The sequence below is a fragment of the Blastococcus sp. HT6-4 genome (assembly GCF_039679125.1).
Lineage (GTDB): Bacteria > Actinomycetota > Actinomycetes > Mycobacteriales > Geodermatophilaceae > Blastococcus > Blastococcus montanus.
In genome coordinates, this window is record NZ_CP155551.1 from 3400861 (window position 1) to 3415385 (window position 14525).

General features: G+C 72.6%; 15 protein-coding genes. 3 read left to right on the forward strand and 12 right to left on the reverse strand.

The genetic code is table 11. From position 1 onward, the window contains the following. Positions 1–8: 8 nt before the first annotated feature. A complete protein-coding gene (locus ABDB74_RS16150; protein WP_346619780.1) occupies positions 9–1355 on the reverse strand; it encodes a dicarboxylate/amino acid:cation symporter in 1347 nt (448 codons plus the stop codon). Positions 1356–1543: 188 nt separating this feature from the next. Continuing rightward, on the reverse strand, positions 1544–2317 hold the full coding sequence (locus ABDB74_RS16155; protein WP_346619781.1) for an enoyl-CoA hydratase-related protein: 774 nt from the start codon (positions 2315–2317) through the stop codon (positions 1544–1546). Between the two features lie 71 nt (positions 2318–2388). Here ABDB74_RS16155 and ABDB74_RS16160 point away from each other — a divergent pair, with 71 nt between their 5' ends. After that, positions 2389–3183, forward strand: a complete 795-nt coding sequence (locus ABDB74_RS16160) for a DUF2071 domain-containing protein (RefSeq protein WP_346619782.1) — start codon at positions 2389–2391, stop codon at positions 3181–3183. On the opposite strand, the gene ABDB74_RS16165 is transcribed toward ABDB74_RS16160, so the two are convergent. Further along, positions 3113–5131: a protein meaA gene (locus ABDB74_RS16165; protein WP_346619783.1), complete on the reverse strand. Its 2019-nt coding sequence runs from the start codon at positions 5129–5131 to the stop codon at positions 3113–3115. The two genes, ABDB74_RS16160 and ABDB74_RS16165, sit on opposite strands and share 71 nt — an antisense overlap. Before the next feature lie 94 nt (positions 5132–5225). Between ABDB74_RS16165 and ABDB74_RS16170 the strand changes: the two genes are divergently transcribed. Then, positions 5226–5552: a hypothetical protein gene (locus ABDB74_RS16170; RefSeq protein WP_346619784.1), complete on the forward strand. Its 327-nt coding sequence runs from the start codon at positions 5226–5228 to the stop codon at positions 5550–5552. A 1-nt stretch (position 5553) separates the two neighbouring features. On the opposite strand, the gene murA is transcribed toward ABDB74_RS16170, so the two are convergent. Continuing rightward, positions 5554–6834: a UDP-N-acetylglucosamine 1-carboxyvinyltransferase gene (gene murA / locus ABDB74_RS16175; RefSeq protein WP_346619785.1), complete on the reverse strand. Its 1281-nt coding sequence runs from the start codon at positions 6832–6834 to the stop codon at positions 5554–5556. A 70-nt stretch (positions 6835–6904) separates the two neighbouring features. On the opposite strand from murA, the gene ABDB74_RS16180 reads away from it, so the two are divergent. Beyond that, a complete protein-coding gene (locus ABDB74_RS16180) occupies positions 6905–7516 on the forward strand; it encodes a cob(I)yrinic acid a,c-diamide adenosyltransferase (RefSeq protein ID WP_346619786.1) in 612 nt (203 codons plus the stop codon). A 24-nt stretch (positions 7517–7540) separates the two neighbouring features. Here the strand turns inward: ABDB74_RS16180 and ABDB74_RS16185 are convergent, their stop codons facing one another. From ABDB74_RS16185 to ABDB74_RS16220, 8 genes are all read right to left on the reverse strand, one after another. Next, positions 7541–7942, reverse strand: coding sequence for a DUF2550 domain-containing protein (locus tag ABDB74_RS16185; protein ID WP_346619787.1), 402 nt, complete (start codon positions 7940–7942; stop codon positions 7541–7543). A 31-nt stretch (positions 7943–7973) separates the two neighbouring features. Beyond that, positions 7974–8360: a F0F1 ATP synthase subunit epsilon gene (locus ABDB74_RS16190; protein WP_346619788.1), complete on the reverse strand. Its 387-nt coding sequence runs from the start codon at positions 8358–8360 to the stop codon at positions 7974–7976. A gap of 166 nt (positions 8361–8526) precedes the next feature. Then, positions 8527–8802, reverse strand: a complete 276-nt coding sequence (locus ABDB74_RS16195; protein ID WP_346619789.1) for a hypothetical protein — start codon at positions 8800–8802, stop codon at positions 8527–8529. Between the two features lie 99 nt (positions 8803–8901). Further along, complete coding sequence (gene atpD, locus ABDB74_RS16200) at positions 8902–10344, reverse strand: F0F1 ATP synthase subunit beta (RefSeq protein ID WP_346619790.1); 1443 nt, start codon at positions 10342–10344, stop codon at positions 8902–8904. Between the two features lie 49 nt (positions 10345–10393). Then, on the reverse strand, positions 10394–11365 hold the full coding sequence (locus tag ABDB74_RS16205) for a F0F1 ATP synthase subunit gamma (protein ID WP_346619791.1): 972 nt from the start codon (positions 11363–11365) through the stop codon (positions 10394–10396). Positions 11366–11368: 3 nt separating this feature from the next. Then, on the reverse strand, positions 11369–13006 hold the full coding sequence (gene atpA, locus ABDB74_RS16210) for a F0F1 ATP synthase subunit alpha (protein WP_346619792.1): 1638 nt from the start codon (positions 13004–13006) through the stop codon (positions 11369–11371). A 47-nt stretch (positions 13007–13053) separates the two neighbouring features. Further along, positions 13054–13926: a F0F1 ATP synthase subunit delta gene (locus ABDB74_RS16215; RefSeq protein ID WP_346619793.1), complete on the reverse strand. Its 873-nt coding sequence runs from the start codon at positions 13924–13926 to the stop codon at positions 13054–13056. Continuing rightward, positions 13926–14498, reverse strand: a complete 573-nt coding sequence (locus ABDB74_RS16220) for a F0F1 ATP synthase subunit B (RefSeq protein ID WP_346619794.1) — start codon at positions 14496–14498, stop codon at positions 13926–13928. Before ABDB74_RS16220 ends, ABDB74_RS16215 begins: the two co-directional genes overlap by 1 nt. Between the last annotated feature and the right edge of the window lie 27 nt (positions 14499–14525).

A 14525-nucleotide genomic window follows, 5' to 3' on the forward strand; every position in this document is an offset into this window, starting at 1 on the left:
CGCCGCGCTCAGGCGGGGACGGACGCCTCGAGGTCGGCATCGACACCGCCGCGCTCGTCGGCCCGGGCCAGCGGCTCGGTGCCGGCGACCCCCCGGAACCGGTCCAGGTCGAGGATCCCCTCGCGCCGGGCCACGATGGTCGGCACGAGCGCCTGGCCGGCGACGTTGACCGCGGTACGGCCCATGTCGAGGATCGGGTCGACCGCCAGGAGCAGGCCGACGCCGGCCAGCGGCAGGCCCAGGGTGGACAGCGTCAGGGTCAGCATGACCACGGCGCCGGTGACCCCGGCGGTGGCCGCCGACCCGACCACGGAGACGAGCACGATCAGCAGGTAGTCGGTGATCGACAGGTCCACGTCGAAGAACCCGGCCACGAAGATCGCCGCCAGCGCCGGGTAGATCGCGGCGCAGCCGTCCATCTTCGTCGTCGCCCCGAGCGGGACGGCGAACGAGGCGTAGGACCGCGGGACGCCGAGGTTCTGCTCGGTGACCCGCTCGGTCACCGGCAGCGTGCCGATCGACGAGCGCGACACGAAGGCGAGCTGGATGGCCGGCCACGCGCCGGCGAACCAGCGCAGCGGCGACAGGCCGTGCAGCCGCAGGAGGACGGGGTAGACCACGAACAGCACGAGCGCCAGCCCCGCGTAGACGGCACCGGCGAAGATGCCCAGCGAGCCCAGGGACTCCCAGCCGTAGCTGGCGACGGCGTTGCCGATCAGGCCGACCGTGCCGATCGGCGCCAGGAGGATGACCCACCAGAGCACCTTCTGGACGATCGCCAGGGCCGAGCGGACGAAGCCCAGGAACGGCTCGGCCGCCTCCCCCACCTTGAGCGCGGCGATGCCGATGGCGGCCGAGATCACGATCAGCTGCAGCACGTTGAACGAGAGCGCGCCCTCCGCGGAGCCCTGGAGGCCGAGGATGTTGCCGGGCACCAGGCCGGTGAGGAAGTCCCACCACCCACCGGTCCGCTCGGGGGCCGCAGCGCTCGCGGCGTCGACCGAGCTGTTCCGGCCCGGGTCGGTGAGCAGGCCCAGGCCGATGCCGATCGAGACCGCGATCAGGGCGGTGATCGCGAACCAGAGCAGCGTCTGGCCGGCGAGCCGGGCGGCGTTGGCCACCTGCCCGAGGTTGGCGATGCTGACGATGACCGCCGTGACGATCAGCGGTGGCACCAGCGCCTTGAGCAGGGTGACGAAGGTGGAGCCGACGGTCTGCAGGGTGCTGGTCAGCCAGTTCGGCTCGTCCGGGCCGACGGGGCCCATGTCGAGGGCGACGAGCCCGAGGGCGACGCCGAGGACGAGGCCGATGAGGACCTGGGCCGCGAACGGGACGCGGCGGAGACGTGCGAGCACAGGAGTGCCTTTCGGGGGACGTGCGGAGAGGGACGGCGGGAGCGGCCGGCGTCAACAGCCGGCGGTCGTCAGCCGTCCGAAGTCCACGTCACGACGTCGCGTGAGCCCCCACAGGTTCTGCACGGCAGGTCTCAATGCCGCACGGGCGCCCCACCATCCCGCGTGTGCGCGGAGTCACCCGAAGGGGTTCAGTCCGGCCAGACCGGACGGCGCTTCTCGAGGAACGAGGCCATGCCCTCGCGGGCGCCGGGCAGCTGGCTGGCCGCGGCCATGACCTCGATCGCGGTCGTGTAGGCGTCGCGCTCGGGCCGGTCCAGCTGGGCGTACATCGTCTGCTTGCCCCACGCCTTGCTGGCCCGCGAGCCGCGGGTCGCCCGGCCCATCAGCTCGTCGACGGCGGTGTCCAGGTCGGCGTCGGGCACCACCCGGTTCACCAGCCCCCAGTCCAGCGCGGTCGCGGCGTCGATGACGTCGCCGGTCAGCGCCAGCTCCATCGCGCGCTTGCGGCCGACGTTGCGGGCGATCGCGACCATCGGCGTGTGGCAGAACCAGCCGCCCTTGCCGCCCGGGGCGGCGAACCCGGCCGACTCCGCCGCGACGGCCAGGTCGCAGGAGGCGACCAGCTGGCAGCCGGCGGCCGTGGCCAGCGCGTGCACGCGCGCCATGACGACCTGGGGCACGTCCTGGACGGTCTGCATCAGCTCGGTGCACAGCCGCAGCAGGCTGCGGACCTCGGGCAGGGCGGCGCCGGCCACGTCGGCGAAGTCGTGCCCGGCGCTGAACACCGGCCCCTCGGCCGCCAGCACGATGCCCGCGGCGTCGCTCTCCCCCGCCTCGGTCACGGCCGCGAGCAACTGGGTGAGGTGCTCGCGGGAGAGCGCATTGCGTCTCGCCGCGCGCGTCATCGTGATGCGGACGACGTCGCCGTCGCGCTCGACCCGGGGTGCGCCGTCGTCAGCCATGCCCCGACCCCACCATGCGCGGGCCGCGGTCGGCAACGACGAACGTGCCCGGAGAGGGGGACGCTGGGCCGGTGGCCGATCCCGAACCGCTCAGCCCGACCGCCCCGCGACCGGCGGGGCGCACCGTGTTCACCCAGGGCTGGCGCGACGTCGCGTTCCTGCACTGGGCGGTGGACCCGGCGCGCGTCGCCCCCCTGCTGCCGGCCGGCACCCGCCCGGACGTCGTCGACGGCGCCACGTACGTCGGGCTCATCCCGTTCCGCATGCAGCGGATCGGGCTGCTCGGGACGCCGGGGATCCCCTACCTCGGCTCGTTCGCCGAGACCAACGTCCGCCTCTACTCGGTCGACGCGCAGGGGCGCAGGGGCGTCGTCTTCCGGTCGCTGGACGCCGAACGCCTGGTTCCCGTGCTCGCCGCGCGCTGGGCGGCACGGCTGCCGTACGCCTGGTCGCGCATGCGGATCGAGCGCGCCGGCGACCGCTGGACCTACAGCTGCCGCCGGCGCTGGCCCGGCCCCGCGGGTGCCCGCAGCAGGCTGACCGTCCAGGTGGGCGGTCCGCTGGCCGAGCCCGACCCCCTGGCCCTGTTCCTGACCGCCCGGTGGGGGCTGCACCGGGCCGGACGTCGCGGTGCCGCCTACTGGCGCAACGAGCACCCGGCCTGGCCGCTGCACCGGGCGGAGCTGGTCGACCTGGACGACTCGCTCCTGCCCGCAGCCGGCCTGGGGGACCTCCCGGGCCCGCCCGACAGCGTCCTGTTCTCCCCGGGCGTCGACGTCCGCTTCGGCCCCGTGGTCAGGCCCGGGCGGGAACCTTCCCGTCCAGGTCGTGAGCCTCGCGGACCACGTCGACTACCTCGCCCATGATGTCGTTGAGCCCGAAGTCCTTGGGCGTGAACACCCGGGCGACCCCCTGGTCGCGCAGCCGCCGGGCGTCGCTGTCGGGGATGATGCCGCCGACGACGACCGGGACGTCGTCGAGGCCCGCCTCCTTCAGCCCCTGCAGGACCGCCGGGACCACCTGCAGGTGCGAGCCGGAGAGCACCGACAGGCCCACGACGTGCACGTCCTCCTCGACGGCGGCGGAGACGATCTGCGCCGGCGTGAGCCGGATGCCCTGGTAGACGACCTCGAACCCGGCGTCCCGGGCGCGCACCGCGATCTGCTCGGCGCCGTTCGAGTGCCCGTCCAGGCCGGGCTTGCCCACCAGGAACCGCAGCCGCCCGCCGATCTCCTCACCCGTGGCGCGCACCCGCTCCCGGACGTCGGTGAGCGACTGGTTCGCTTCGCCGCCACCGGCCGCCGCGGCGACGCCGGTCGGTGCCCGGTACTCGCCGAACACCTCACGCAGCACCCCGGCCCACTCCCCCGTCGTCACGCCGGCGCGGGCGCAGTCGAGGGTGGCGGCCATGAGGTTCTCGGTCGTGCCGGCGACCTCCCGCAGCCGCTGCAGCGCGCGCTCGACCGTCTCCGGGTCCCGCCCGGCCCGCCACTCGCGCACCGCGTCCTGCGCGGCGGCCTCCACGGCCGGGTCCACGACCATGATCGCGGTGTCGAGGTCGGCGGTCAGCGGGTTGGGCTCGGTGGTGTCGAACTTGTTGACGCCGACGACGACGTCCTCACCGCTCTCCATCCGGCGCCGGCGCTCGGCCAGGGAGCCGACCAGCTGGCCCTTCATGTAGCCGGACTCGACGGCGGTGACCGCGCCGCCCATCTCCTGCACCCGCGCGATCTCCGCGCGCGCGCCCTCGACGAGCTCGGCCACCTTCTGCTCGACGACCACCGAGCCGGTGAACAGGTCGTCGTACTCGAGCAGGTCGGTCTCGTAGGCGAGCACCTGCTGCAGGCGCAGCGACCACTGCTGGTCCCACGGCCGGGGCAGGCCGAGGGCCTCGTTCCAGGCCGGCAGCTGCACCGCCCGGGCCCGGGCGTCCTTGGAGAGGGTGACCGCGAGCATCTCCAGCACGATGCGCTGGACGTTGTTCTCCGGCTGGGCCTCGGTGAGCCCGAGGGAGTTGACCTGGACGCCGTAGCGGAAGCGCCGGTGCTTGGGGTCCTCGACGCCGTAGCGCTCCTTCGTCAGCTCGTCCCAGAGCTGGGTGAAGGCGCGCATCTTGCACATCTCCTCGACGAAGCGGACGCCCGCGTTGACGAAGAAGGAGATGCGGGCGACGACCTCGCCGAAGCGCTCCTCGGGCACCTGGCCGGAGTCGCGGACGGAGTCCAGGACGGCGATGGCGGTGCTCATCGCGTAGGCGATCTCCTGCACCGGCGTCGCGCCGGCCTCCTGCAGGTGGTAGCTGCAGATGTTGATCGGGTTCCACTTCGGCATGGTCGTCACCGTGTAGGCGACCATGTCGGTGATCAGCCGCATCGACGGGCCGGGCGGGAAGACGTAGGTCCCGCGCGACAGGTACTCCTTGATGATGTCGTTCTGCGTGGTCCCCGCGAGCTTCGTGACGTCGTGTCCGTGCTCCTCGGCGACCGCCTGGTAGAGCGCCAGCAGCCACATCGCCGTCGCGTTGATGGTCATCGACGTGTTCATCTCGTCCAGCGGGATGCCGTCGAAGAGCGCCCGCATGTCACCGATGTGCGTGACCGGGACGCCGACCTTCCCGACCTCGCCGACGGCGAGCTCGTCGTCGGGGTCGTAGCCGGTCTGCGTGGGCAGGTCGAAGGCGACCGAGAGACCGGTCTGGCCCTTCGCGAGGTTTCGCCGGTAGAGGGCGTTGGACTCGGCCGGCGAGGAGTGGCCGGCGTAGGTGCGCATGACCCAGGGGCGGTCGCGCTCCTTCGGCGCTGAAGGGAACGGCATACCGGCGGAGTGTAGGGCTGCTACCGGCCGGTAGCAGCCCCGCCCTGGCGACGTGAGCGGTGGCACACTCGATCGGGTCGGAGGGAGAGGTGGCATGCCGGTCGGCACGGGCAGCCTGAGCTACGTGGTGGGCCCGCTGGTCGCCGTCGTGGTGGTCGCGCTGCTGGTCCTGTTCACGCGGTGGGCCTTCGGCGGCGGCGGGGAGCGCCGGCCTCCGTCGCCCGCCGACGACGGGCTGCTGGTCCGGGTCGCCACCCTGACCCGGCGCGACTCGGCCCTGGCGCTGCGGGCGGTGCTCTCCGACGCCGGCATCCGGTCCACCGTGCGCTCGCCGGCGGCCCACCGGGCCGAGGTGCTCGTCTTCCCCGAGGACGCCCCGAGGGCCTCGGCGCTGGCGGCGTCGTTCACCGGCCGGGCTTGAGTCAGCCGGGCCGCTGGGTGCGCCGGACCTGCGCGCCCAGGCCGCACAGCTGGTCGACGAAGTCGGGGTAGCCGCGGTCGACGTGGTGGACGTCCTGCACCTCGGTCACCCCGTCGGAGCACAGCCCGGCGAGGACCAGCCCGGCACCGGCGCGGATGTCGGTGGCCACCACGGGCGCGCTGGAGAACCGTTCCCGCCCCCGCACGACGGCGTGGTGGCCGTCGATGCGGACGTCGGCGCCCAGCCGCACCAGCTCGTTGACGAACATGAACCGGCCCTCGAAGACGTTCTCGGTGATCAGGGCCGTGCCGGTGGAGACGGCGGCCAGCGCCACGGCCATCGGCTGCAGGTCGGTCGGGAAGCCGGGGAACGGCAGGGTGACGACGTCGACGCAGCGCGGCCGGTCCTCCATCGCCACGCGGATGCCCCCGGGCAGCGGCTCGACGGTGGCCCCGGCGTCGGCGAGCTTGTCCAGGGCGACGGTCAGGTGCTCGGCGACGCCGCGTTCGATGACGACGTCCCCGCGGGTCATGACCGCGCCGATCGCCCACGTCCCCGCCACGATCCGGTCGGGCACCGTCGTGTACGCCACCGGCTCCAGGGAGTCGACGCCCTCCACGGTGATCGTGGAGGTGCCGGCGCCGTCGATGCGGGCGCCCATCTCGCACAGCATCCGGCAGAGGTCGACGATCTCCGGCTCCCGGGCGGCGTTGTCGACCACGGTCGTGCCCTGCGCCAGCACCGCCGCCATGACCAGGTTCTCGGTCGCCCCGACGGACGGGAAGTCCAGCCAGATCGACGTCCCGGTGAGCCGGGGCGCGGTGGCCACGAGGAACCCGTGCTCGCTGATGATCGTGGCCCCGAGCCGCTCCAGGCCCGAGATGTGCATGTCCAGCCCGCGGGACCCGATCGCGTCACCGCCGGGCAGGGCGACCCGTGCGCTGCCGCAGCGGGCGACCAGCGGCCCCAGCACGCTGATCGACGCGCGCATCCGGCGCACGAGGTCGTAGTCGGTCTCCGTGGACGGGTTCTCCGGGACGTCGATGACCAGCCGGCCGCCGCCACCGCCACCGGGCGTGCGGTCGTAGGACACCGCGCAGCCCAGCCGGCGGAGCACCTCGCTCATGATCGCGACGTCGAGGATGTCGGGGACCTCGTCGATGGTCGTCCGTCCGGTGGCGAGCAGCGCCGCCGCCATGAGCTTCAGGGCACTGTTCTTCGCGCCGGTGACCCGCACCCGGCCCGAGAGCCTCGCTCCCCCGGTGACCTCGAAGCACTCCACCGGTCCACCCTACGGTGCCCGGCGGGCGCACCGGCGCCGCTGCGGCGGAGCGCCGCCTAGGCTTCGGCGCATGACCGTCCGGCTCACCCGCATCTACACCAAGACCGGCGACGCCGGCCAGACGCACCTGGGCGACATGAGCCGGGTGTCGAAGACCGATCCCCGGCTGGTCGCCTACGCCGACGTGGACGAGGCCAACACCGCGATCGGCGTCGCCCTGGCGGTGGGAACGGCCGGGACGGAGGTCGCCGAGCTGCTGCGCAGCATCCAGAACGACCTGTTCGACGTCGGCGCCGACCTCTGCACGCCGATCACCACGCACCCGGAGTTCCCGCCGCTGCGGGTGACCGCGGCCTACACCGAGCGGCTCGAGGCGGCCTGCGACGGCTTCAACGAGACGCTGCCCGCGCTGACCAGCTTCATCCTGCCCGGCGGCACCCCGCTGGCGGCCCTGCTGCACCAGGCCCGGGTGGTCGCCCGCCGGGCCGAGCGCAGCGTCTGGGCGCTGCTGGAGACCGACGCCGAGCGCACGAACCCGGAGACCGCGCGCTACCTCAACCGGCTCTCGGACCTGCTGTTCATCCTGTCCCGGGTCGCCAACCCCGACGGGGACATCCTGTGGGAGCCCGGTGCGCACAGCGGTGTGCACGCCCAGCGGGCGGCCCGGGGGCCGAAGGGCTGACGGCGGCCCCGCGGAGGGCCCTCGTCAGTGCACCGGCGGCGCCGACTCCACCCAGGAGAGGAAGCCGGTCAGCGTCGAGGGCTCCATCGCCAGCTCCCGGGGCCCCGCGGCGGTGCTGCAGGCCAGCACGACGACGTCCTCGGGCAGCGCGGGGTCCTCCCGCCCGGCGGGCCGCTGCGACAGGACGCGGAACTCCGACCGGGACAGCCGCTGCTGGGGGCGGACCGACAGCGACAGCGCGCGGTACCAGAGCAGCGCGTCGCCGCCGTACCAGCCGACGCCGACCGACCAGCGCGGCGCACCCTCGGTGCGCAGCCACATGGTGACCGCGCCGAGGCCGGAGAGCAGGAAACGGCGGCGGAGCAGGAAGACCACGACGACCAGGAGCAGCAGGACGCCGGCCAGGATCAGCAGGACGGTGGTCATCACGCGCGCTCGCCCGCCGGTCGTCGGTGGATCAGGCGGACTCGCCCGCCGCCCTCAACCGTGACTGCGCACGACGGGCGGCGGCCAGCGCCTCGGGGCTGTCCTCGTCCCCGGCGCGGCGGAGCGCCTCGCGGGCGCGCTCGACGTCGATCTCGGAGGCGATCTCGGCGGTCTCCGCGAGGATGGAGACCCCGCGCTCGGTGACCGACAGGAAGCCCCCGTGGGCGGCCACCACCAGGTCCTCGCCGGACTCGGTGCGGATGGTCACCACCCCGCCGTCGGCCAGCTGGCCCAGCAGTGGTGCGTGGCCGGGCAGGACACCGAGTTCACCCTCGGTGGTGCGGGCGATGACGCTCGTGGCCTCGCCGGACCAGATCTTGCGCTCGACGGCCACCAACTCGACCTGCAGGGTCGCCACGACACTCCTCGGGGTCCGCCCCTCCACCGGGTGGAGGGGTGCGGTGCGTACGGGTACGCCGGCCCGGGGCCGGCGACGGATGCGCCCACTCTAGCGGCGTGTCGCATCCGCCCTGCCCAGGGTTCCGCCCTGCGCCTCGCGGACGGTGGGGGGACCCGGGCCTGCGTCAGGCGGCGCGACGGTAGAGCAGGGTCCAGCGCCCGACCCGCACCCACGGGTGCCGGACGCAGGTGCGCGGCGCCCAGCCCTCGGTGTGGAAGGTCGCCTCGGGCGCCTCGACCGGCGCGTACGGCGGCCAGGTCCAGTCACCGGTCTCCCGGCCCGTGAACCGAACAACCGCGATGTCCTGCTCCACGACGCCCCTCGTCCCGGCGCCCGGTCCTCGGGCGCGCTCGTACACGATGGTCGGCAGATCACCCGCGACGGCGCAGGGCGTCGGCACGGAATTCACCCCGTCGGGCGACGCGCGGCGGCCGGGCCCCCGTACGGGGACCCGGCCGTCGTGAGGTGCCGGTGGCCCCCGCAGGGGGGCCTCCGCCTGCTACTTCTTCAGCTTGTTCGCGTTCTTCTCGAGGTCCTCGAGGCCACCGCACATGAAGAACGCCTGCTCCGGCACGTGGTCGTACGTGCCCTCGGTGAGGGCCTTGAACGACTCCAGGGTCTCCGACAGCGGCACGTAGGAGCCGGGCTGGCCGGTGAAGGCCTCGGCGACGAACATGTTCTGCGAGAGGAAGCGCTCGATCCGCCGGGCCCGGTTGACCGTGACCTTGTCCTCCTCGGAGAGCTCGTCGATGCCGAGGATGGCGATGATGTCCTGCAGCTCCTGGTAGCGCTGCAGGATCTGCTTCACCGTCTGGGCGATCTGGTAGTGCTCCTGGCCCACGTACTGCGGGTCGAGGATCCGGCTGGTGGAGTCCAGCGGGTCCACGGCCGGGTAGATGCCCTTCTCCGAGATCGGCCGCGAGAGCACGGTCGTCGCGTCGAGGTGGGCGAAGGTCGTGTGCGGCGCCGGGTCGGTGATGTCGTCGGCGGGCACGTAGATCGCCTGCAGCGAGGTGATCGAGCGACCCCGGGTCGAGGTGATCCGCTCCTGCAGCACGCCCATCTCGTCGGCCAGCGTCGGCTGGTATCCCACCGCCGACGGCATGCGGCCCAGCAGGGTCGACACCTCGGAGCCGGCCTGGGTGAACCGGAAGATGTTGTCGATGAACAGCAGCACGTCCTGGTTCATCTCGTCGCGGAAGTACTCCGCCATGGTGAGGGCCGACAGGGCCACCCGCAGACGGGTGCCCGGCGGCTCGTCCATCTGGCCGAACACCAGGGCGGTCGACTCGATGACGCCGGACTCGGTCATCTCCGTGATGAGGTCGTTGCCCTCGCGGGTGCGCTCGCCGACACCGGCGAACACCGACACACCACCGAACTCCTGGGCGACCCGGCGGATCATCTCCTGGATCAGCACAGTCTTGCCGACGCCGGCTCCACCGAACAGACCGATCTTCCCGCCGGCCACGTAGGGGGTCAGCAGGTCGATGACCTTGATGCCGGTCTCCAGCAGCTCGGTGCGGCCCTCGAGCTGGTCGAACCGCGGCGCGTGCCGGTGGATCGACCAGCGCAGGGCGTCCGCGGCATAGCCGGGGGTGTCGAGGCACTCACCGAGGGCGTTGAAGACGTGCCCGGTCACCACCTCGCCGACGGGAACCATGATCGGGTTCCCGGTGTCGGTGACCTCGGCGCCCCGGACGAGGCCGTCGGTCGGCGCCATCGAGATGGTGCGCACCACGTTCTCGCCGAGGTGCTGGGCGACCTCGAGGGTGAGGGTCTTGCTGAGGTCGGCCAGCGTGACATCGACCTTCAGGGCGTTGAACAGGTCGGGCATCGCGTCGCGCGGGAACTCGACGTCGACGACCGGCCCGGTGACCCGCACGACACGGCCGGCGGCCGTGGTCTGCGAGGTGGTCGGACGGTCCTCGGTGACGGTCATCTGTACTGCTCTCCTGCCCTGGGGCTTGGGTGTCTGCTGTTCGGTGTGGTCAGTCGTTCGAGCCGGACGAGACCAGCGCGTCGGCGCCACCGACGATCTCGCTGATCTCCTGCGTGATCTCCGCCTGGCGGGCCTGGTTGGCCTGCCGGGACAGGTTCTTCGCCAGCTCTTCGGCGTTGTCGGAGGCCGACTTCATGGCCCGTCGGCGGGAGGCCGACTCGGAGGCGGCCGCCTCGAGCATCGCCGCGTAGATGCGCGTGGTGATGTACTTCGGCAGCAGCGCGTCGAGCAGCCCTTCCGGCGACGGCTCGAACTCGTAGGAGGTCGGGATGCCGTTGTCGGCGGCGGTGCCGGCGGCCCGGTCCTCCCGCTCGTAGTCGAACTCCTCGACCTCCTCGACCTCCAGCGGTGCCATCCGCCGGGCGACCGGGACCTGCGCGAGCAGCGAGCGGAACTCGGTGTAGACGATGTGCAGCTCGTCGACGCCGGCGATGCCGTCGGTACCGCCGCCGGTCTCGTCGTCGTCCTCACCAGCGGTGAAGGCGTCGATGAGGACCCCGCCGACCTCCTGCGCGTCGGTGTACTTCGGCTGCTCGGAGAACCCGGTGAACGTCTCGGCCATCGCGCGGTCGCGGAAGGAGTAGTAGGTCTCCCCCTTCCGGCCGACCACGTACAGCACCGGCTCCTTGCCCTCCTGCCGCAGCAGCGAGAGCAGCTCCTCGGTGCGCCGGAGCACGTTGACGTTGTACGAGCCGGCGAACCCGCGGTCGGAGGTGATCACCAGCACCGCCGCCCGGCGGACGTCCTCCCGCTCGGTCAGCAGCGGGTGGTCCAGCGAGGCCGACGAGGCCAGCGCGGAGAGCACCCGCGTGATCTCCCGGGCGTAGGGCTTGGAGGCCTCCACCCGGGCCTGGGCGCGCACGATGCGGGCGCCGGCGATCAGCTCCTGGGCCGAGAAGATCTTCTTCGTCGACTGCGTGGAGCGGATGCGGCGCCGCAGCGCGCGGAGGGTACCGGCCATGGGTCAGCTGCCCCGCTTGACCTGGACGCGCTCCTGACCCCGCTCCGAGGCGTCCATGGCCTCGGCCTCGGGCTCGTTGCCCGCGAGCGACTGGCCCTCGGAGGTGGTGAACTGGCCGTAGAAGGACTCCACCGCCCCCTCCAGGGTGTTCACGGCGTCGTCGCCCAGCTTCTTGCTCTGCCGGATCTCGTCGTAGACGCCGCCGTGGCTGCGGCCGATGAAGTCGAGGAACTCGGCCTCGAACCGGCGGACGTCGGAGACCGGCACGCGGTCGAGCTTGCCGGTGGTGCCGAGCCACAGCGACACGACCTCGCGCTCCACCGGGTACGGGGAGTACTGGCCCTGCTTGAGCAGCTCGACCAGGCGCTGACCGCGCTCGAGGGTCGCGCGGCTCGAGGCGTCGAGGTCGGACGAGAAGGAGGCGAAGGCCTCCAGCTCGCGGTACTGCGCCAGGTCCAGCCGCAGCCGCCCGGCGACCGACTTCATGGCCTTGATCTGTGCCGAGCCGCCGACGCGCGACACCGAGATGCCGACGTTGATGGCCGGGCGGACACCGGAGTTGAACAGACCCGTCTCGAGGAAGATCTGCCCGTCGGTGATCGAGATGACGTTCGTCGGGATGTAGGCCGACACGTCGTTGCCCTTGGTCTCGATGAGCGGCAGGCCGGTCATCGAGCCGGCGCCCAGCTCCTCGTTGAGCTTCGCGCAACGCTCGAGCAGGCGGGAGTGCAAGTAGAAGACGTCGCCCGGGTAGGCCTCGCGACCCGGCGGGCGGCGCAGCAGCAGGGAGACGGCGCGGTAGGCCTCGGCCTGCTTGGACAGGTCGTCGAAGACGATCAGGACGTGCTTGCCCTCGTACATCCAGTGCTGGCCGATGGCCGAGCCGGTGTAGGGGGCGATGTACTTGAAGCCGGCGGCTTCCGAGGCGGGGGCGGCGACGATGGTCGTGTACTCCATCGCGCCGGCGTCCTCGAGCGCGGACCGGGTCGCCGCGATCGTGGAGCCCTTCTGGCCGACCGCGACGTAGATGCAGCGCACCTGCTGCGTCGGGTCGCCGGTCGCCCAGGCTTCCTTCTGGTTGATGATCGTGTCCAGCGCGATCGCCGACTTGCCGGTCTGCCGGTCGCCGATGATCAGCTGACGCTGGCCGCGGCCGATCGGGGTCATGGCGTCGATGGCCTTGATCCCGGTCTGCATCGGCTCGTGCACCGACTGCCGCTGCACCACGGTCGGCGCCTGCAGCTCGAGGGCGCGGCGGCCGGTGGTGGTGATCGGGCCGGCGCCGTCGATCGGGTTGCCCAGCGGGTCGACGACGCGACCGAGGTAGCCGTCGCCGACGGGGACCGAGAGGACCTCGCCGGTCCGGCGGACCTGCTGCCCCTCCTCGATGCCCGCGAAGTCGCCCAGGATGACGACGCCGACCTCGCGCACGTCGAGGTTCAGCGCCAGACCACGCACGCCGCTCTCGAACTCGAGCAGCTCGTTGGTCATGACCGAGGGCAGGCCCTCGACACGGGCGATGCCGTCACCGGCCTCGGTGACGATCCCCACCTCTTCGCGGGAGACGTCAGGCGAGTATTCGGTGACGTAGTTCTGGATGGCACTGCGGATCTCGTCTGCGGAGATCGTCAGCTCGGCCATGGCTCTGAGTCCTCTTCCCTGCGGGGTCGTGTCAGTGATGTGGGCGGTCAGCCGGCCAGCTGCCGTCTGGCGGCTTCCAGCCGATGGGCGATGCTGCCGTCGATGACCTCGTCGCCCACCTGGACGAGGAGGCCGCCGAGCACGGTCGGGTCCACGACCACCTGCAGGCCGATGGTCCGCCCGTACAGGCGACCCAGCACGTCGGCCAGACGCCGCTCCTGCGCGGGGGTCAGGGGAACCGCGGTGGTGACCCGCGCGACCGACTGACCCCGACGACGGCTGGCCGCCTCCGAGAGCCGTTCGATCGCGACCCCGGCCGTACCAACGTGTGCGCTGGTCAGGACGTTCCGCAGCAGCCGCTCGGTGACCGGGCTGACCCGGCCGGAGATCAGCCGGTCCAGGAGCTCCGCCTTGCCCTCCGGCGAGCCGGTCCGATCGCTGAGGATCCGCGACAGCTGACGGTCGCCGGCGACGATCCGGCCGAAGCGGAACAGGTCGTCCTCCACGCCGTCGAGCTCACCCCGGACGTCCGCCGCGTCGAGCGCGGCCTCGGTGGCCAGGATGGTCGCGGCCTCGACCAGGTCGAGCGGGCGCGACCAGCGCTGCCGGACGGTCTCCTCGAGGAGGTCGAGCGCCACCGGCGACAGCCGCGAGGCGAACAGCCGCTGGGCGAGCGCGGCCCGCTCCTCCGGCTTGCCCGCCGGGTCCGAGAGCGCCCGGCGCAGCGAGGGCTGGGACTCCAGCAGCCGGCTCACGGCGAACAGCTCGTCGGCCAGCGAGAGCAGGTCGTCCGCGGAGGTCGCCCGCTGCTGACCGGTGAGCTTGTCCTTGGCCTTCTCGAGCAGACCCGAGGGGTCCCGGCTCAGCTCCTCCAGTCGCTCCCGCGCATGGACCAGCGCCGCGCGGCTGGACGCCTCCATCAGCGGGTTCCCCCGGCGACGGTGCTGCCGCCCCGGCCGTCCGGAGAGCCGGCGGACATGCCGTCGAGCTCGTCGAGGAAGCGGTCGACGGTGCCCTGGCGGCGCGCCTCGTCGGCGAGGGAGACGCCGACCACGCGGCCGGCGAGCTCGACGGCGAGGGTGCCGATCTGCCCGCGCAGCTCGTGGACGACCTGCTGGCGGGAAGCCGCGATCTGCTCCTCGCCCCGGGCGACGATCCGCGCCGACTCCTCCTGCGCCTGGGCTCGCAGCTCCTCGAGGATCTGCTGCCCCTCGGCGCGGGCCTGGTCACGGATCTGGGCGGCCTCGGTGCGCGCCTCGGCCAGCTGCGCCTGGTACTGCTCCAGCGCCGCCTTCGCCTCGGCCTGCATCGCCTGGGCGCGCTCGATACCGCCCTCGATCGCGGCACGGCGGGCCTGGAAGACCTGCTCGAACCGCGGCGCGACGAACTTCCAGATCACGAACAACAGGATCAGGAAGGCGATCAGCCCGATGATGATCTCGCCGAGCGGCGGGAGAAGCACGCTCGGCTGTTCGGCGGCCAGGATGCTCATGCTCTGCACGTCCCTGTCTGGAATCGG